Annotated in this window: 13 protein-coding genes; 7 read left to right on the top strand and 6 right to left on the bottom strand. The window is 62.1% G+C overall.

The annotated features are described in order from the left end of the window. Positions 1-6 precede the first annotated feature (6 nt). Positions 7-912: an acyl-CoA thioesterase gene (locus tag OB03_RS11470; protein ID WP_461344211.1), complete on the bottom strand. Its 906-nt coding sequence runs from the start codon at positions 910-912 to the stop codon at positions 7-9. 423 nt (positions 913-1335) lie between these two features. On the opposite strand from OB03_RS11470, the gene OB03_RS11465 reads away from it, so the two are divergent. From OB03_RS11465 to OB03_RS11445, 5 genes are all read left to right on the top strand, one after another. Beyond that, positions 1336-4350 (top strand): TonB-dependent receptor domain-containing protein, encoded by a 3015-nt coding sequence (locus OB03_RS11465; RefSeq protein ID WP_242914699.1) that lies wholly within the window; start codon positions 1336-1338, stop codon positions 4348-4350. 125 nt (positions 4351-4475) lie between these two features. Continuing rightward, positions 4476-5774, top strand: a complete 1299-nt coding sequence (locus OB03_RS11460) for a metal-dependent hydrolase family protein (protein WP_461344210.1) — start codon at positions 4476-4478, stop codon at positions 5772-5774. Positions 5775-5892: 118 nt separating this feature from the next. Beyond that, positions 5893-7212, top strand: coding sequence for an Hsp70 family protein (locus tag OB03_RS11455; protein ID WP_461344224.1), 1320 nt, complete (start codon positions 5893-5895; stop codon positions 7210-7212). Between the two features lie 253 nt (positions 7213-7465). Beyond that, positions 7466-9163 carry a 2-isopropylmalate synthase gene (gene leuA, locus OB03_RS11450; protein WP_461344209.1) on the top strand — a complete coding sequence of 566 codons (1698 nt, stop codon included), beginning with the start codon at positions 7466-7468 and terminating at the stop codon, positions 9161-9163. 96 nt (positions 9164-9259) lie between these two features. Continuing rightward, positions 9260-10240: an Lnb N-terminal periplasmic domain-containing protein gene (locus OB03_RS11445; RefSeq protein WP_461344208.1), complete on the top strand. Its 981-nt coding sequence runs from the start codon at positions 9260-9262 to the stop codon at positions 10238-10240. Positions 10241-10246: 6 nt separating this feature from the next. Here OB03_RS11445 and OB03_RS11440 read toward each other — a convergent pair whose 3' ends face one another. Next, positions 10247-12313, bottom strand: coding sequence for an alkaline phosphatase D family protein (locus tag OB03_RS11440; protein WP_461344207.1), 2067 nt, complete (start codon positions 12311-12313; stop codon positions 10247-10249). A gap of 249 nt (positions 12314-12562) precedes the next feature. Between OB03_RS11440 and OB03_RS11435 the strand changes: the two genes are divergently transcribed. Then, positions 12563-13777, top strand: coding sequence for a class I SAM-dependent methyltransferase (locus tag OB03_RS11435; RefSeq protein WP_461344206.1), 1215 nt, complete (start codon positions 12563-12565; stop codon positions 13775-13777). On the opposite strand, the gene OB03_RS11430 is transcribed toward OB03_RS11435, so the two are convergent. The 3 genes from OB03_RS11430 to OB03_RS11420 all read right to left on the bottom strand — a co-directional run bounded on the left by OB03_RS11430 (position 13774) and on the right by OB03_RS11420 (position 17662). Beyond that, a complete protein-coding gene (locus OB03_RS11430) occupies positions 13774-15321 on the bottom strand; it encodes a sensor histidine kinase (protein WP_461344205.1) in 1548 nt (515 codons plus the stop codon). The genes OB03_RS11435 and OB03_RS11430 overlap by 4 nt on opposite strands. 53 nt (positions 15322-15374) lie before the next feature. Next, positions 15375-16085 carry a response regulator gene (locus OB03_RS11425; RefSeq protein ID WP_461344223.1) on the bottom strand — a complete coding sequence of 237 codons (711 nt, stop codon included), beginning with the start codon at positions 16083-16085 and terminating at the stop codon, positions 15375-15377. A 74-nt stretch (positions 16086-16159) separates the two neighbouring features. Beyond that, entirely contained in the window at positions 16160-17662 is a 1503-nt protein-coding gene (locus tag OB03_RS11420) for a DUF4153 domain-containing protein (protein ID WP_461344204.1), read from the bottom strand. Between the two features lie 529 nt (positions 17663-18191). On the opposite strand from OB03_RS11420, the gene OB03_RS11415 reads away from it, so the two are divergent. Then, a complete protein-coding gene (locus OB03_RS11415) occupies positions 18192-18884 on the top strand; it encodes a Crp/Fnr family transcriptional regulator (protein ID WP_461344203.1) in 693 nt (230 codons plus the stop codon). Positions 18885-18896: 12 nt separating this feature from the next. On the opposite strand, the gene OB03_RS11410 is transcribed toward OB03_RS11415, so the two are convergent. Next, positions 18897-19052, bottom strand: coding sequence for a LytTR family DNA-binding domain-containing protein (locus tag OB03_RS11410; RefSeq protein WP_461344202.1), 156 nt, complete (start codon positions 19050-19052; stop codon positions 18897-18899). Between the last annotated feature and the right edge of the window lie 184 nt (positions 19053-19236).

Below are 19236 nucleotides of genomic sequence, written 5' to 3'. Positions count from 1 at the left end.
AAACCCTTATCTGGGCGCGCGTTTGCGGATGAGGCCTTCCTGCGCGACGCTGGCGACAAGTTTGCCGTCGCGGGTGAAGATTTGGCCGCGGTTGAAGCCGCGTCCGCCCGAGGCAGAAGGGCTGTCCGTCACGTACAGCAGCCAGTCGTCGGCGCGGAAGTCGTTGTGGAACCAGATGGCGTGGTCGAGGCTGGCGATCTGGAAGTTCGGATCAAAGAAGCCGATCGCGTGTGGCAACCCGCAGGTGCTGAGCAGGGTCATGTCCGACGCATAGGCCAGCACAGCGCGATGCATGGCCGGATCGTCACCCAGGGGGCTGGAGGTGCGGAACCACGAAGCGTGGCGGGGTTCCTCCGGTGTCGGCGCAATCGGGTTGCGGACATAGACGTGTCGGAACTCGATCGAGCGAGGACGAAGAGCATAGTCGCGCAAGGCTTCGGGCAGGTGATCGACGACGGCGCGCCACAGGTCGATCTCGGGGATCAACGCCTCGGGCGGTGGCACGCTGGGCATGGTGTCCTGATGCTCGAGGCCGGTTTCGGGCACCTGGAACGACAGCAACATGTTCAGGATAGGCTCGCCGCCCTGCGAGGCGATGACGCGGCGGGTGGAGAAACTGCGCCCGTCATGGTCGCGGGCGACGCGGAAGATGATCGGTCGGCCTTCCTGACCGGGGCGCATGAAGTAGCAATGCAGCGAGTGGCAGGTCCCGCCCCCGACGGTTTGCTGCGCCGCTTGGAGGGCCTGTGCCACAACCTGCCCGCCATAGACCCGTCCCTTGCCGCCCGGCAGCGGGATGCCGCGGTAAAGATCGGTATCCAGCGTCTCGACCGTCAACAGATCGACCAAACCGTCAACACGCGCTGGCGCGGAAGGAGAGGAGGGATCTTTGGGAGAGGGCAGTTCGGTCATGATGTCCGGTGATGCGTCTATCAGGGAGGGCCATATCATCAGCCTTGGCGGGCACAGGTGCAAGCAAAAGCGCTTAGTTTGCCTAGGGTCAACGACCGTGCGCTTGTCTGTGATGCGCAACCTCTAGTAGCGATCGGATTGAGCAAGAACTTTCCAGTTTCGAAAGCCGTGGCGCACTTGCGGTTGAGTTTGGCCTGTGCACAACTCGTGCGAGACATCGCTGGAATATTTCTCCCATATGTCGGCCTCGAAGAGAATATTAAGCATTATATTCTTCTCAATTGGCGAAAATAGAAACCTTTTTGCTCTACTGGCTTGAATTTATCTGTTCGCTGAACGACCATTTTCCCCATGCGGCAGGCGAGGGGTTTGCCGCGAGTGCAATGCTGTTTGTCAGAGTTGTATGTGATGGGGGAGACGCGAATGCGCCTCGGTGGACGTTTTTCGACGGGCCGTTTGGCTCACCGCACCTTGCTGGCGGGGGCTTGTGCCTATGCCGCGCTTTCGGCAGGAGCGGCGCTTGCGCAAGAAGCGCCGGAGGGCGGCGAAGAGACAGTCGCGCAGGTGAGCGAAATCGTCGTCACCGGCTCGCGCATCGCGCGGCGCGACTATGCCTCCAACAGCCCGCTGACGTCTGTGACCGCCGAGGCGATTGAAAACACCGGTCAGGTCACCGTCGAAAAAGCCCTGACGCAGATGCCGCAGTTCGCAGGGGCCATGGGGCAGAGCACTTCGGGCTCGTCCTCGACCTCCCTGAACGGTGGTCAAGCCTATGCCAGCCTTCGTGGTCTCGGCTCCAAGCGCACGCTGCTGCTGCTGGACGGCAAGCGTCTGCAACCGTCGAACCCGGACGGTTCGGTAGATTTGAACATCATCCCCGAAGCGCTGATCGGCAATGTCGAGGTGATCACCGGCGGTGCCTCGACCGCCTATGGCTCCGACGCGACCGCTGGCGTGGTCAACTTCCGCCTGAAGCGTGATGTGCAGGGCGTGACTGTCGCATCGCAATACGGCATTTCCGACTATGGCGACGGCGAGAGCTTCCGCATTTCGGTGACCGCGGGCGACCGTTTTGCCGATGATCGCGGGCGGGCGGTGATTTCGCTGGACTATTCGATGCGCGATGTCGCGCTTCAGGCCGAGCGTGACTACTACTACCGCCGTAACCGCCAATCGAGCACGGCTATCATCGCGCAGGGCACGGCATGGTTCGGCACCAACCGTCCGAGCATCGCGGCGGTAAACGACCTGTTCGTGGGTCAGTATGGAACAGCACCGATTGTAGGTGCGGGCGGTTTCTATAATGGCCAGATCGGTTTCAATACTGGCGACCAGACCCTGTTCAATCTGGGTACCTCTTCGCCGGTTTCGAACCTCAAGGACCCCGAGACCGATGGCGCGTTCCTGAACGCTTCCGGCACCAACATGCTGTGGGGCTGGGCGCACAACAGCATCCAGAACGACAACGAGCGCTATTCGCTGTTCACGCGCGTCGACTATCAGCTGACCCCCAAGGTGGACTTCTTCCTGCAGGGAACGCTGACCAGCTATGAGTCCGAGGGTATCTACAACCCGACGCTGGCGGGTCTGGCCTATGCGCTGAGCGTGCCGGTCACCAACCCTTATATCGGCGCGGATTTCGCCAGCCTGCTGGCCTCGCGTCCCGATCCGACGGCCGATTTCTCGTTCTGGAAGGATCTGGATTTCGCGGGCACCCGTCTGCAGAAATATGCCTATGACGTCTATCAGTTCATCGGAGGCTTCTCGGGGCAGGTTGGCTACAAGGACTGGACGTGGGAAGCCTATGCCAGTGTGTCGCGTTCGGACTTCGAGAACGTTCAGGCCGGCGGCGTATCCCGCACGGCCATCAGCAAGCTTCTGTACAGCCCGACGGGCGGCAGCGACCTGTGCGCGGGCGGCTTCAACCCGTTCGGTGCCCACGCGCCCTCGCCGGAATGCGTGAACTACGTCACACGTCGTACCAAGAATACCAATGAACTGAGCCAGCGTATGGCCGAGGCCAGCGTAACCGGCGGCCTGTTCAACCTGCCTGCGGGCGAGGTGCGGTTCGCGGCGGGTGTCGGCTATCGCTACAACGACTTCGTTTTCGAGCCGGACTCGCTTCTGGCGCAGCCGGACGGCACCAGCGACATTCTGGGCTATTCGGAACTGCGTCCGTCGTCGGGCGATGTCGACTCGACCGAGATCTTCGCCGAGTTACTTGTTCCTCTGCTGAAGGACCTGCCCTTTATCAAGACGCTGGAAGTCGATCTGGGCTATCGCTACTCCAACTATAGCTCGGTCGGTGGCGTTCAGGCCTACAAGGCCGATGTGAACTGGGAAGTGAACGATCTGCTGCGTCTGCGCGGCGGCTATAACCGCGCCGTTCGTGCGCCGAGCGTGGGCGAGCTTTATGCTCCGGTCTCCACCGCGACGGTCAACGTCGGCACGGCCACCGCGGCCAATACCGACGGCGATCCGTGCGATACCCGCTCGTCTTTCCGTCAGGGCGCAAATGGCCAGCGGGTCGCCGATCTGTGTGTTGCGCTGGGCGTGCCGTCCAGCATCATCGACACCTACCAGTTCGGTGCCGCTCAAGTGTTCGCGCTGACCGGCGGTAACCCTGATCTTGAAGAAGAAACGGCCGACACCTATTCGATCGGCGGCGTGATCCAGTCGCAGTTCCAGTCGCCGTGGCTGAGCAATATCTCGGCCTCGCTGGACTGGTACCAGATCAAGGTGGCAGACGCGGTTGGTACTCTGGGTGTGGGCAATGCCATCCGCTACTGCTTCAATGACGGCGGCAACAACCCGACCTACGATCCGAACAACTACTATTGCCAGCTTCAGGACCGCAGCACGGTCGACGGCAATATGGTCAATCCGCTGCAGCCGCTGTTGAACCTCGGCGCGTTCAATGTGACGGGCGTGGACGTGCAGTTCGACTGGCGTCTGCATCTGGCCGATCTGGGCTTTGGCGACAGCGGTACGATCACGCTGGGCTCGGCCATCTCCTATCTGCAGAGCTTCGAGATCCAAGCGCTGCCGGGCGCGCCGGTTTATGACTATGCCGGCACCTGGGGCACGGCCATCGAGGCCAACGCCGGTCAGGCCCACCCCGAATGGAAGGCTGTCAGCAGCATCGGCTATTCGCGCGACAAGTGGAATGTCGGTCTGCGCTGGAGGCACACCTCCGAGATGATCAACTCGGCACGCGTGACCTCGCCGAACAGCACCACGCGCGGTGTGGACGCCTACGACGTGTTCGACCTGAATGCCCGTGTGGACCTGCCGTGGGAGACCTCGGTGCGGTTCACCGTCACCAACCTGTTCAATGAGGAACCGCCGCAGGTGGGCGACGTGCGCGGCACCTATGACCCGCAGAACTACGACGTTCTGGGTCGCTACTATTCGGTCGCCGTCACCAAGAAGTTCTGATGCCAATCGGGGAGCCTCTTTCAAGGGAGGCTCCCTTCACGCTTTTCCGGTGGACGAAGCTTCACCGGTGAGGCGACAGTGAAAGCTCATGGGGCAGTGCCTTCGGCGCTGCGGAGGAGGAAAGCATGAAAGTATCGTTGAAGAAGGGTCTGGCCGCCGGTGTGGTCGCTGCCCTGCTGGCCTCGGCTGGCGCAGCCTTTGCGGGCGAAGTGTCCTACATCCACGCCGGTCGCGTGCTGGCCGATCCGGCCACGGGTCGTGTCGCCGAGCGCCAGACGCTGGTGATCGAGGACGGCAAGGTCAAGGAAATCCGCGACGGCTTCGTGGGCGAGGGCAATGTTGTTGACCTGTCCAGCAAGTTCGTTCTGCCGGGCTTTATCGACAGCCACGTCCACCTGAGCAGCCAGCAAGGCGACGGTGACCGTGCGTCGCGTTACACCAACACCTCGGCCGACGCGGCTCTGAATGCGGCCTATTATGCCCGCATCACTCTGGAAGCCGGTTTCACCACCGTCGCCGATCTGGGCGGGCCGGGCGAGTCGGCCGTGGCCCTGCGCCGCAGCATCCAGCAAGGCCGCACCGCAGGTCCGCGCATTCTGGCTGCCACCGGCATGGTGACCCCGCATGGCGGTCACGGCGATGCCAACGGCGTGGCCGAACAGTTCGTGCCGATCCTGCGCTCGACCGCGGTCTGTTCGGGTCCGGACGACTGCCGTCGTGCAGTGCGCGAGCGCGTTCGTAACGGTGCGGACATCATCAAGATCTCGGCCACCGGCGGCGTTCTGTCCGACACCGGTGCCGGCCTGAACCAGCAGTTCTCGGATGACGAACTGAAGGCCATCGTCGAGACTGCCCACTTCATGGGCCGTCAGGTCACCGCCCACGCCCACGGAACCGACGGTATCGCCAGCTTCCTGCGCGCCGGTGGTGACTCCATCGAGCACGGTACCTTCATCGACGAAGAAGGCATCCGTCTGCTGAAGCAAAACGGCCGCTATCTGGTACCGACCCTGCTGGCCGGTGACTTTGTCGCCCGCGAAGCTGTGCGTCCGGGCAACCAGTTCACCCCGTTCCAGCGTCAGAAGTCGCTGGAAGCCGGTCCGCTGATGCTGGACATGGCCCGCCGCGCCCACCGCGCCGGTGTGAAGATCGCCTTTGGCACCGACAACGGTGTGGCACCGCACGGCACCAATGCCCGCGAGTTCCAACTGCTTGTCGAGGCTGGCCTGACCCCGCTGCAAGCCATTCAGGCGGCGACCATCAATGCGGCTGACCACTTCCGTCTCGGTAACGAGATCGGCCGTATCACCGCAGGCTATAGCGCCGACATCATCGCTGTTGACGGCAACCCGCTGGAAGACGTCACGACCCTGATGGACGTCGACTTCGTCATGCGTGCCGGTAACGTCTACAAGAACAAGTAAGCCCTAACAGGCTTGGCAGGGGCCGTCCTCCGAAAGGAGGGCGGCCTTTTCCTTTTGGCGGGGGCGCAATCGCCCCCGATTTGCTGTAGGGGGAGCGCCCCCTGTTTCTGCCTGCCGGATCAAGCCTGTGACGCATCCCACCATCGGTATCGACTTTGGAACTACCAATACGGTGGTGGCCATCAGCCAGCCGGGGGGCGACACCCATGTCATGACGCTGGAAGGACCTGAGGGGCCGGAGAAGGGCTGGCGCTCGGCGCTGGGGTTCCAGCTGGTGCACAATGCGGGCGGCGTGGCCGAGCGCGTGATCACCGCAGGTCCGTGGGCCATCGAGGCTTACCTGGAAGACCCGATCGAGACCCGCTTTATCCAGTCGTTCAAGAATTTCGCTGCCAGCAGCGCCTTCACCGAGACGGTGATCGACAGCAAACGATACAAGTTCGAGGACCTGTTGGCCGCCTTCCTGAAACAGGTGAAGCAGTATGGCGGCGAGGCGATGCAGAACCTGCCGCCGCGCGTGATCGTGGGTCGTCCGGTGACGTTTGCAGGGGGCAATCCGAAGGAAGATCTGGCGCTGGAACGCTATCAGGCAGCGTTCGAGCAGCTGGGCTTCGAAGACATTCGCTATGCCTATGAGCCGGTTGGTGCCGCGTTCTATTTCGCACGCAATCTGACGCAGGCGGCGACCGTGCTGGTGGCCGACTTTGGTGGCGGTACGTCGGACTTTTCCATCATCCGTTTCGAGCCGACGCCGGAAGGGCTGCGCTCGACCCCGCTGGGACGGGCGGGTGTGGGCATTGCAGGCGATGCCTTCGACTACCGTATCATCGACCAACTGGTGTCGCCGGAGCTGGGCAAGGGCACGGAATACACCAGCTTCGGCAAGGTCCTGCCGATCCCGCAGCGCTATTACACCGCCTTCGCCAAATGGGAGCAGCTGGCCCTGCTGAGAGCGTCGCGCGATATGAAGGATATCCGCTCGCTGGTGCGCGATGCCGAGGAGCCGGAGAAGGTCGAGCGTCTAGTCGAGGTGCTGGATGACAACCACGGCTATGCCCTTTACCGCGCCGTGTCGGACCTGAAGGTCGCGCTCTCATCGCAGGAATCAGCCGAGTTCGTTTTCGCTGTCGGCGATATCGATATTCGCGCCCATGTGACCCGCGCCGATTTCGAGGGCTGGATCGCAGCCGATCTGGAAGCAATGGAAAATGCCGTCGATCGTGCCTTGGACGAAGCGGCTATTGCAGCGGACGGTGTGGACCGCGTCTTCCTCACGGGCGGCACATCTTTTGTGCCTGCGGTTCGCGATATCTTCCTGCAGCGCTTCGGGGCGGAAAAGATCGAAAGTGGTAGCGAGTTCGAGTCTATTGCCTCGGGTCTGGCTATGATCGGGCAGGAAACGGACCTCGATCTGTGGAGCGAGAGTAAATCCTTCTAAGGATAAAACTTGCACTCAACGCTCCTTGCGGGATTTGATTTCCAAGATGGATTGCTAAATCCCGCTTTGGGGGTGGATTTTTGCGGTGCGGTATATTAGTGACCGCCCCCATGGTTGAGATGAAGTTCCAACTCGGACTCGCCCTTGGGCGACTTATGCGTGGCCGCCGGGGTTAACGGCTGCCTCGGTGGCGACGCGCTGTTCGCCGCACATCTCCCGATAAAAATCTGCACATCCAAGAGAGGCGCATCCCATGCTGCGCGACCCCTCGGTCAAATACCGTCCCTTCCCGCAAATCGACCTGCCGAACCGTCAGTGGCCGTCCAAGACGATCACCAAGGCTCCGCGCTGGCTGTCCACCGATCTGCGTGACGGGAACCAGTCGCTGATCGACCCGATGAATGCGGAAAAGAAGACCCGCTTCTACGAGATGCTGCTGAAGATCGGCGTGAAAGAGATCGAGGTTGGCTTCCCGTCGGCGGGCGCGACCGAGTTCGACTTCATCTCGGGTCTGGTGCGCGAAGACCGCATCCCCGAGGATGTGATGGTGCAGGTGCTGACCCAGTCGCGCCGTGACCTGATCCAGAAGACTTTTGAGTCGCTGGAAGGCGCGCGTACCGCGACCGTCCACCTGTATAATGCCGTCTCGCCCGCTTGGCGCGAAGTGGTGTTCAACATGGACCGCGCGGGTGTGAAGGCGCTGGCCATCGAAGGCGCAAAGATCCTGCGCGAAGAGGCCGAGAAACGTCCCGATACCGACTGGCGCTTTGAATATAGCCCCGAGACATTCTCCACTGCCGAACTGGATTTCAGTCTGGAAGTGGCCGAGGCCGTTCAGGACATTCTGGAGCCAACGGTTGAAAAACCGATGATCCTGAACCTGCCGGCGACGGTCGAATGCTCGACGCCGAATATCTATGCCGACCAGATCGAGTGGATGATCCGCAACCTGACGCGCCGCGAGGCAGTGATCGTTTCGTTGCACCCGCATAACGACCGTGGCACGGGCGTAGCGGCGGCGGAACTGGGCCTGATGGCCGGTGCGGACCGTATCGAAGGCTGCATCTTCGGTAACGGCGAGCGTACCGGCAATGTCGACTTGGTGACGCTGGCGCTGAATATGTACACCCAAGGCGTCTCGCCGGAGCTGGACTTCTCCAACATGGAGGAGATCGTCCAGACGGTGGAATACTGCAACCAGATCGACGTGCATCCGCGCCATCCCTACGCGGGCGAGCTGGTGTTCACAGCCTTCTCGGGCTCGCACCAGGATGCGATCAAGAAGGGCTTTGAAGCGCAGGAGAAGCGCAACGACCAGATCTGGAACGTGCCCTATCTGCCGATCGATCCTGCCGATATCGGTGCCAGCTATGAGGCGGTCATTCGAGTCAACTCTCAGTCCGGTAAGGGCGGCATGGCGTGGGTGCTGCAACAGGACAAGGGCTTGAAACTGCCCAAGGCCATGCAGGCCGATTTCAGCCGCGCGGTCCAAAAACTGGCCGATCAGACTAGCCGCGAACTGACTAGTGCCGACATCTGGGATGCCTTCCAGAAGACCTATCGCACCGAAGGTCCGCAGCAGTTCGAGCTGATGACCTTTGCCGAGCACGGCATTGCCAAGAGCGACGGCCAGCGTGTCTTCACCGGCGATGTGAAAATCGGCCACAAGGTGCAACAGATCACGGGGCGCGGTAACGGCCTGATCTCTGCCCTGTTGGACGGTATGCGCGAAGCGGGCGGTCCGGCGTTCGAGATCGTCGACTATCAGGAACACGCCATCGGCGCGGGCTCGGACGCCAAGGCTGCCGCCTATGTCCAGTGCAGAATGGAGAATGGCCAGACGGTATTCGGCTTCGGCATGGATTCCGACGTGGCCACCGCCTCGGCCCGTGCGGTCATCAGCGCAGCCAACACCGCATCCATCCGTCAGGAACAGACGCTGGCGGCCTGATCAGTGCATCCTTTCGGGATGTTCAACACTTGAGAGTGACGTAGCGGACCTGTGTGCTAGGCATGGGTCCGCTTTCGTTTGCGCATGGGTGCCTGGTTGAAATCGAATTCTGCGAAGCGCCGCTGGGCGTGGGGAAGCCTGTTTGTCAGCGTGCCGTTTCTGGCTTGGACGTTTTTGGCCGTTCACTTCCAACTTGGGGCGTTGGGATGGTGGGTCTATGCGCTTCCGGTGCTGATTGCGGGGATGGTGCTGTGGGCCTCCACCATGGGTGCCAAGCGGGCGTGGGCGGTGCTCGGGATTATGGTGGTTATGGTCGTGGTCGCGTGGGCGCAGGTGCGTCCGCTACAAAACCGTGACTGGGCACCGGAGCTGTCGCGCGGTGTGCAGGCGAACATAGACGGCTCGGTCGTGCAGTTGAAGAATGTGCGCGATTTCCGCTGGCGTACGCGTGATGATGGCAAGGCTCGCTGGATCACCAAGACCGTTGATCTGGACAAGTTGGAGCATGTGGATTTCATCCGAACCACTTGGGCCAGTGAAGCCATAGCCCACACCATGATCAGCTTTGGTTTTAGTGATGGGCAGTATGTGGTGTTTTCGGCGGAAATCCGCCGCGAGAAGCACGAGAAGTTTTCCGAACTGGGCGGCTTCTTCAAGAAGTTTGAACTGGTGCTGATCGGCGCGACCGAGGAGGACATCGTCAAACTGCGCACCCATGCGCGCAACGAGGATGTGTCCATCTATCGCCTGACTATGACGCCGGAACAGCGTCGCAGTCTGTTCCTGTCCTATGTGGGCTTGGGCAACGATCTGGCGGCTCAGCCGCGTTGGTACCAGACCATAACCACCAACTGCACGACCGTGATCTGGAAGCTGGCGCGGGTGGTGGCTCCGGGCTTGCCGATGGACTGGCGCATTCTGTTGTCGGGCTATACGCAGGACTATCTGTACGACCTCGGTGTCATCGCCCACGACCGTCCGCTGGACGAGATCAAGGCCAAGGCGCACGTGACCGAAAAAGCTCGCGCCCTGCCGGATGGCGCAGACTATTCGGTGGCAATCAGACAAGGGTTGTAGCCGGACCTAAAGGTCGGTGACCAGATCGGCGTGACCCTCGGTGCCGAGGTGTTCCAGACGCGGCTGTTTGCCCTTGGCCCACGGCGCGACGCGGTGGGTAATTCGATAGGATACCTCGATACCATCGGGTGTGGTGGCGGGGTGGTCAGGGCGAACTGTTCCAATGAACTCGACGCGTAGGTCATCGGGCGTGGCGGTCAGGATTGCAAAGCCGTGGCCGCCCTGATCCGCAAACGCGAGATGTGGGGCGACGTCCGGATTACGCACGGACTTGGCTGCTTCGATGTCGCCGGAGCGGGCATATTCCCGACAGGAGTCGACGCCATAACGCACCGCCATGTTCATGGCGGGCAGGACTGGGCCTTCGCCGTTCTTGCGCGCCAGATAGAAGGGCGAGAGCGGGCGATCCAGCGGCAGGGCCGCCTCCGCCGCCTGAAACACGGATGGCGTGGAAATGGAGCCGACCACGAACTCCACGGCGACGGGCGCATAGTCCTGTGGCGGAAGGTCCGGCGACAGATAACCCGCGAAGAAGGCGTGGCGGTCACCTACCAGCGACACCAGATTGGTCACGCCCTGATCCTTGGCAAAGTTTAGCAGCTCGCGCCGCTCTGCGGGATAGCCGCACCAGTCGTCGGTTCCGGAAAGGGCATAGCCTGCCGATGGCCATTTCGGCTCGAAACCGTCGGGCAGGTTCTGGAAGTCGGTGCGGCGGTGCAGCATGCCGAACGAGTTGCCCCACAGCTTCCAGCGGGCCGTTGATCCGGCAAGGCGTTCCTTGAACCACTGTTTCTGACGCTGACCCAGAATGCTTCCGGCGGGCTTGTCGCGGGCCGGATTGGGGACCGCTTCGCCGTTATAGGTCAGGGTGTCGGGCGCACCGCCCGGATAGTCGCGGCCTGCGTCCAGCACCTCGATCACATCCTGCGGCGCATACCATGGGAAGCCGCGCGGCATGAATGGCGCGGCGATGTTCTGCTCGGCGACGGATTGAGACTTGAACGAGCGGTTGTCGGTCAGGATCAGTTCGACGTTCGCGCCCCAGCGTAGGGCGCGATAGACGCTCAGACTGTTGATGGCGGCCAGATTGTTCGGCTCGTGCGAGAGGCCGTGGTCGTCGATATCCACCAATGGCGTGTCGCTGACCTCTGGCGGCAGGAAGCGGCGAAGGCCGTCTGTCGTTCCGGTGACGCGCGCGGGGATGTACTCGAACCACGCCTGATTGGCCGCGACCTTTAGCGACTGCGCGGGGACTGGGTCGTCATAATTGATCTGGCTCTGGAAGCAGCGGTTCGAGAACTCGTGATTGTCCCAGATGCAGATGAAGGGCCAGCGCGCGCGGGCGTCCTGAATATCGCGGTCGGCCAGATAGGCGCGATAGACGTGGCGATAGTCTTCGATTGTGGTGGGGACCTGGATAGTGCCGACACGGCGGCCTGTTGGTAGCGGTCCGATTTCGTTAACCGTGCGGCCCTGCACCTGTGGCTGATCGGCGGGGGACCAGATCATCTCGTAGATGAAATCGCCCAGATGTAGGACGAACTGGAGTTGCTCGGCCTCGGGGCGTGCCATGTCCTCGACCAGCATGCGACGCAGAGGCGTGGCGTGCCCGATGTTGATGTTCTGGCAACTGACGAAGGCGAAGCGGACGGGGGCGGTGTCGCGCTCGTTAGGTGCAGTGAAGGTGCGGCCTGTGCGGCTGGCGTATCCGTCAGCGTCTATGAAGCGGTACCAGTAGGTTGTCGAAGGTTTCAATCCGCCGACCAGCACGCGACATGTCCAGTCGGCCTCGGTCAGAGGCGTGACCTGATCGTGGGCGATGACGGTGCGGAAGTCGTCGTATTCGGACACCTCGACCTGAAGGTCGGCGGCGCGACCTGTGCGCGGCGGGCAGCGCGTCCAGAGCAGTACATTGTCCGGTTGAGGGTCGGCAGAGGCGACGCCCTCAGGAAAGCGGTCTCGAGCAATGCCGCGCACATTGGTGGCGGCACCGGCTGGACCGGTCATGACGAGGCTGGCCCCCACAGAGGCGGCTGCGGCAATCAGAAACTGACGGCGGTCGGGTGTGCTCATGGCGGGGTCTAGCGCAGTGAAATCTGCGCGCAGACTGGGGGCGCGCGCGATCTGCCGCCAAGTTAATACGGCGTAATCCGAAAAACCCTTTTCCTTGAACGATCAGCGTTGATGGGTTCAATGTAGTTACAACCTGTACCTGTATCCCTCCTGAGTACGCGTATTCGACGGCGGGGAAGACAGGCGCGGGGCGGATCGTTTCGGGGAGACCGGACGTTCCTCGCAGGGAGAAAATCGGAGGCGAGCGCCATGACCGTTGCCGAGACTGTAGTTGCCAAGCCTGTGGGCACGCCGAGAGTGTTCGGGCTGTTTCTCAAGCTGCTGTCGTCGAACTGGACGTGGGGACAGCTGGATATCGAACTGCCTAACGGGGCGCGGCACGAACTGGTTGGGCGCGACCCGGGTCATCGGGCGGTGCTCCAGATCAAAAGCTACAGAATGGCGGGGCGCGTGCTCAAGAGCGGCGATATCGGCTTTGCCGAGGCTTATATGGAGCGCGAGTTCGATACGCCGCAGCTGGCGGTCTTGCTCGAGACGCTGGCCAATAACTATGACGGGATACGCAGGCTGTTCGACGGCAACCGCATGGTGCGGATCGTCAACTGGTTTGCCCATCGGCTGAACCGGAACAGTCGCGAGGGTTCGCGCCGGAACATCCACGCCCACTATGATCTGGGCAACAGCTTCTATTCCAAATGGCTGGACCGCAGCATGACCTATTCGTCGGGTCGTTTTGGCGGGACGGCCAGAGCGCTGGAACAGGCGCAGGCGGCGAAATATCTTGCACTGACGCGCATGATGGATCTGCGGGCGGGCGAGAGCGTGCTGGAGATCGGTTGCGGTTGGGGCGGGTTTGCCGAGTTCGCGGCCAAGTCCGTCGGGGCCAAGGTAACCGGCATCACAATCTCCAAGGAACAGTATGACTTTGCCCGCGTACGGATCGCGCGGCAGGGCCTGAACGAACAGGTCGAGATCAAGCTGACCGACTATCGTGATGTGACCGGACAGTTCGACCGTGTGGCCTCTATCGAAATGTTCGAGGCCGTCGGACAGGAATACTGGCCAGCCTATTTCGGCAAAGTTCGCGAATGCCTGAAGCCCGGGGGACGGGCCGGACTACAGATCATCACCATTCGAAATGACCTGTTTGGCGGCTATAACAAGCGCACCGACTTCATACAGAAATACATCTTCCCCGGTGGGGTATTGCCATCGGAGGAAAGCCTTGCGCCGGTGATCACCGAGGCAGGCTTGACCACCCGAGCGGTTGAGCGGTTCGGCATCAGCTATGCCGATACTTTGGCGGCCTGGGCCCGAAGGTTCAGCGCAGCCTGGCCTGAAATCCGGCGTATGGATGCCAAGTTTGACGACCGTTTCCATCAGTTGTGGCTGTTCTATCTGGCCTATTGCGAGGCGGGGTTCCGGTCCAAACGGACGGACGTGATCCAGATGGCGCTGACCTAGGCGCGGGCAGGATCTGACAACGGGAGAGTGATGGCGAAGCGCGCGCCGTTCGTGCTGTCCACCAGATCCAGATCGGCGTGATTGGCCCTGAGTAGAGAGCGGGCGATGGACAGGCCGAGGCCTGCGCCGCCTTCGCTACGACGTGTGGTGAAGAAGGGCTCGAACAGGCGAAGCGCATCGCCCTCGGCCACGCCCGGGCCGTCATCCTGTACCGTGAGGACGACGTGGTCGTGTTCGGTGCGGGCCCCGAGAGTGACGATCTTGGCCCCGACCTGACGGCTGTTTTCCAGCAGAATGGTCAGCACCATTTCCAGCGTGGCTTCGGGCACTGCGACCATGGGCAGGGGCGAGGGCAGGTCGGTACGGATATCCAGCGATACGCCCAAGCCGTCGGCGATGCGGCGCGTGACATCGGGGATAGCAGTGGCCACACCGGCTTCGGGACGGGCCATGTCGGCGCGGGCCAGTTCCATCAGGCGCGACACCAGATCGGACAGTCGCCGCGCGTCATCGCCGATGTTGGCGAGGAAGCGGTTGCGTTGCTGCGGGTCCATATCGCCGGCGTGGTCCTGAAGAAGTTCGACCGCGCCTCGGATGCCTGCCAGCGGTGTCTTGAACTCGTGGCTCACGGCGGCAGCGAAGTCGCGCAGATAGCGCGAGCGGCGGTCCACCGCCTCGGCCATGCGTCCGAAGTCTTCGTATAGGTCACGGATTTCCACCGCGGCGGTCGGCGGGGGCGGAGGCACCGTGCCGCCGCCATAACTGACATCGCGTGCGGCGTGGCGGAGGCGTTCAATGGGGCGGGCGATGCCGCGCGAAATCACCACACCCAGAACCGTCAGCAGGCCCAGCACGGCCACGATGCCAAAGGCGATCTTGCCCCGATCCTGATAGATGCCTTTGAACAAGGCGCGCGGGGACCGCGAAGTCAGGATCACGCCCTCGACCTTGCCGTACACGATGATTGGACGGGCATGGTGGATGCGAAGCGCGGACGCACGGCTAAGCCATTCGAACGAATAGCGCGGGTGATAGCCTGCATTGCGACGAAGCACGGTCGCGGGGCGGCCCTTCAACGCGGTCTGCACCTCTGGCAGGTCATGCCAGCTTCCGCCGCGCTCGACGCCGCGTACCACAATTCCATTGCGATCCAGCATGACGATCGAGGCCAGTGTCGTGCGCGAGGTTTCCTCGATGATGGGATCAAGTCGCTCGATAACCTCAAGCGCATCCGCAGCGGGCGGTGTCTGCGAGGTTCCCGCCTTGGGGCGAGGGGGCAGGACCGGATCGGAGCGTAGGTCTATGGTGGCGGGCTGGGGCGCATAGTAGCCGGGCTGGCGGCGCATTTCGGTGGTGACCACCATGGGAACCGCGCCCGGCCACATGGCCTCGGCGGTGGCAGAGATGGCGGCGGTCTGGGTGATCAGCTCGGCTTCGGTCTGGCGCACGAGGGTGTTCTCGTACACGCGAAGGAAGATGGCGCTCAGACCCGGAAGAAGGGCGGCGAACAGCAGAACCGACAGCAGGATGGTCCGCAGGCGCATGGCCGGCCAGTGTGACCGCACAAACTCCCGAAGCTGTTCGACCGCCCTTTTGATCACGCCTGTGCGCCGATACAGGGACCCATCTGATAGCCTACGCCCGCACGGGTATTGATGACGTCTGATGCGCCCAGGGCCGCGAACTTGGCCCGAAGATTACGGACGTGGCTGTCGATGGTGCGGTCGGTCAGGGCAAAGCCGGGGCCATGGATGCGGTCGATGATGGCGTCGCGGGTAAAGACCATCTGTGGCTTGGCCGCTAGGGTCTTCAGGATGCTGAACTCGGTCGCGGTCAGAGATACGTCCTGATTGTCCCAGCGGGCGGCCCAGCCGTCGGTGTCCAACGACAGGCGTCCGATCTTGACCCCGCCCGTCGGAACAGGCGGCGGCGACAGGACGGTGCGGCGCAGGATGGCGGCGACGCGGGCCACGACCTCGCGAGGGCTGAAGGGTTTGACGACGTAATCGTCGGCACCCAGTTCGATGCCGAGGATGCGGTCGATCTCGTCATCGCGTGAGGACAGGAACAGCACGGGCAGGTCGCTCTGCGCACGGATGCGGCGGCAGACCTCAAGCCCGTCCATGCGCGGCATGTTGATGTCGAGGATGACCAGATGCGGCTCATAGGTGTCGATGGCGGCAAGGGCGGCTTCGCCGTCGCCCGCTTCGCACGTGGCCAAACCCGCCTTGGCCAGCGCAAAGGCCAGAAGGTCGCGGATGTGCGGGTCGTCATCAACAATCAGGACTGTGCGCTGCATGATGCCCATGTTGAGTCTCCGCTCCAAAAGGTCAACGGGGCGCGTGGGCAGGACGGGAAATGCGGTGTGGGTGTGCATGTTCATCAGTCGATCCATTCAGCATCACAGTCGGGGGAGAAGGGCAGGGGACGCTTGGCACCGGCAGCGGGATTGATCGCCAACACCCGGTCCAGACGGCGGGCATCACGCCAGCGCCAGCTGTGCCAGTCGGATTGCTGGGTCTTTAGAGCTGCGGTCTGATAGGCGAGGGCACCGGCGATGCGCTCTTTGAACACGGGGTCTGTCGCGGCTTTTTCCAGTCGGGCTAGAGACACCGCGGAGGCACCGTGCAGACCGGCGAGATAGCAAAGGTCCAGCGAGGTCCCGCGACCACCCATTTCGCGGGCGTGGCGAACGTTCCAACTGGCGGCGACGGCACCCAGATCAGTGGCATTGATGGCGACCAGAACGACCCCTGCGGTCAGCGCATTGGCATTCACCAGCCAGCTTCCCGAGCGGTTCTTGAAAAGACGCCAGCAGATCAGCACCAGACCAATGCCAACCAGCACCATCCACACCAGAGCCGCGATCCGCAGGCGGGTAAGGGAATAGACGTCGATATAGTTGACGGTGCGAAGGATACTGGAAGCGACCAGGAACAGGTTCTGTCCGACCCAAAGCAAGACCAGTCTGCGCACCCACGGCTGTTGGGCGGTTGGCGAGGTAGGGCGCAGGCAGACGAGCACAAACAGACCGGCCAATAGCGCGGTGAATATCAGCGGATAGGCACCGCGGTGTGCGTATTGGGCGAGGGTAAAGCCTTCGGGTAGTGCTGCACCGCTCCAGAGGAAGGCGATGTCCATGCCGTTCTGGATGGCAAAGATCAGGTTGAACACAACCAGAGACAGCACGACGGAGGCGGCTGGAACGACACTGGAATGGCCGCTGCGTTCCGGGAGGGCGAAGGTCTTGCGCGTCCAACGCGGACGCAAGGTGCCATAGACTCCGATCAGAACCAGAACCCAGAAAACGAGGCGGGCAAACTGGTTTTCGCCCAGCGCCGGCATCCGAAGGCGTGCGGCCAGGTCCGCCAGCAAGGGATTGGCCATCAGGAACAGACCGCCGAACACCACCGCACCGATAAGGGGCAGGATCAGAATCCGCAGCACGGCGCGCACAGGCGTAGTTTTCCCGCCACGCGCCTTGAGCCGGCCGAGGCGGGCTAGGTCTAGCGCGGGGCCTGCGACCGCAGCGACGACATTGAAGAACAGCCGCTGGCCCCATCGGAATGCATCCTCGGCGCGACGAACACGGCTGGATTGCATGGCGATCATGATGGCGATGCCGAACAACACCCACGCGAGGAAGCTGGGACGGTCGATCAGGATGAGTGTCAGAATGGCGGCGCTCCCTGCCGCGACCTGCGCCCGCCTGTCGCCCTGCCAGACGCGACGGACGATGGCCAGGACCGCAAGCCAGCAAAGGCACAACACACCCAGCGTCGAGCCGGGAGCGTAGTCGAACAGGATGACATCGGCGGCCACGGTCAGCGCCAGTGCAGCACAGGCCTTTGACCAGAATGACAGCTTGGGCGGATTGAGTGTCACGGAGGTGTTCCTGCGAGTGAGGAACCCGTTCTGGACCCGCGCTATCGAGGCTGGATGACTGCGGCGAGGAGATGCAGAGCAGGAGATGTGCAGAAACCATGCACCCGGAGCCAACCTCAGCCCGCTGAAAGCTGCACGGTTAACCTAGTCCAAAATTGGACATTGCTGTTTTCGCACGACACCCACTGCTTGTCGCAGACAATTCGTCGTTAAAGCGCGGGTCGGCCGCCAAATTCTTTAATTAAAATAGTGAAGGTTCCAGCGCCTCCTGCTCGGAGGCGTATTTTTTGCCTCCTAAGGCAGGTCCTTGTTTTGGTGAATGAATGACCTTGCCGAAAAAATGATTCTCGGTGTGGGAACGGTTCAGCTTTGCATTGATTTACACATCACCAATCCGCCGATATTTCGCCATTCTCATGGCACTCACTCATTCTGTATTGGGAGCGCCTGTATGGGGTTTGCGACACAAAACTACGCTGTCAGTTCACAATCGCTACAAGCGGCACCGTCGCCACTTTGGCACCCGGTGGTGAGCCTGCTTCCTGACGCAGCTAAGAACTTCTGCATCGAGCGCGGGCAAATCATTACACTGGAACCCGACGAGGCTCCGCCTCGTGACCACGTCTTCTTCTCAACGTTCGGCGCGCTGGGGGTCTTCATTCAGGACAGTCCGATCTGCATTGATACTGTCCTGCCCGGCAGTGTCTGGGGCTGGGACTACGCCATCGGACGCAACCCGTTCGAGGCCAAGGCGCTGACGGCGTGCGAGGGCTTCCTCGTCCCGGCTGGGGAACTGAAGCAGCGTATGGATGACCTTTGGTTGTCCCGCTTGATGAACGCCAATGGCACCTTGCGTGCAAAACGCCTGGCGTCAGAGGCAGCGTGCAATGCCATGCACACCTGCCTGCAACGCACCGCGAAATGGATTTCACGCCTTTGGCGCGCGGGTGCTGGCGGCAATGTCAAAATCACCCAGAGCGATATGGCCGAGATCACCGGCTTCCAGCGTACAAGCGTGAATGCGGCCTGTGGCGCGCTTCAGGATCGCGGCGCTCTGCGTATCCTACGCGGACGGTTGCAGGTGTTGGACATTGACGCGCTGGCGGCGATTGCCTGCGGCTGTGACGGGCACCACCACGCGCCGGCTCCCAAGGCGGAGGAGAAACCCCGTGTGGTCGCAACGCACAAGCGTATGGACGAACGCGACCTGGTGCAGACCTAAGAGCTAACGAGGTCAGGTGCTGGACAGCCAGCGCCTGACCTCTGCTACTCGCGAACGCGCGACGGTGGCCCAGATGTCACCTTGCAGCTGAAGCGCCAGATTGCGTCCGTTGGCCTCGGTTGCGAGGACTTTGTTCTTGGCGACCCACCATGAGCGATGAACGCTCATCCCTGTGACGGGGTGAGCCTCTGCGACTGCGTCCCATGCGGATCAGCACCAGATGGCTGCCGTCCGTGCGCGGATCGTCGTGCCGCAATCGGACGCCTCCACGTGGCTGGCGCAAGGACAATCCGGCTAAGGGCATCCGAGCGCTACATACAGACGGTGCTGTCAGTCTAACGCTAAAGGTGCT

The sequence above is a fragment of the Brevundimonas sp. GN22 genome (assembly GCF_054824005.1).
Note: the sequence above shows the minus strand (reverse complement) of the source record. Positions and strands in the feature narration are given on the sequence as shown.

Coding starts and splice junctions, on each gene's coding strand:
- OB03_RS11465 (WP_242914699.1), top strand. CDS start 1,336: ATGCGCCTCGGTGGACGTTTTTCGACGGGCCGTTTGGCTCACCGCACC.
- OB03_RS11430 (WP_461344205.1), bottom strand. CDS start 15,321: ATGCGCCTGCGGACCATCCTGCTGTCGGTTCTGCTGTTCGCCGCCCTT.
- OB03_RS11460 (WP_461344210.1), top strand. CDS start 4,476: ATGAAAGTATCGTTGAAGAAGGGTCTGGCCGCCGGTGTGGTCGCTGCC.
- OB03_RS11440 (WP_461344207.1), bottom strand. CDS start 12,313: ATGAGCACACCCGACCGCCGTCAGTTTCTGATTGCCGCAGCCGCCTCT.
- OB03_RS11410 (WP_461344202.1), bottom strand. CDS start 19,052: ATGAGCGTTCATCGCTCATGGTGGGTCGCCAAGAACAAAGTCCTCGCA.
- OB03_RS11425 (WP_461344223.1), bottom strand. CDS start 16,085: ATGGGCATCATGCAGCGCACAGTCCTGATTGTTGATGACGACCCGCAC.
- OB03_RS11470 (WP_461344211.1), bottom strand. CDS start 912: ATGACCGAACTGCCCTCTCCCAAAGATCCCTCCTCTCCTTCCGCGCCA.
- leuA (WP_461344209.1), top strand. CDS start 7,466: ATGCTGCGCGACCCCTCGGTCAAATACCGTCCCTTCCCGCAAATCGAC.
- OB03_RS11435 (WP_461344206.1), top strand. CDS start 12,563: ATGACCGTTGCCGAGACTGTAGTTGCCAAGCCTGTGGGCACGCCGAGA.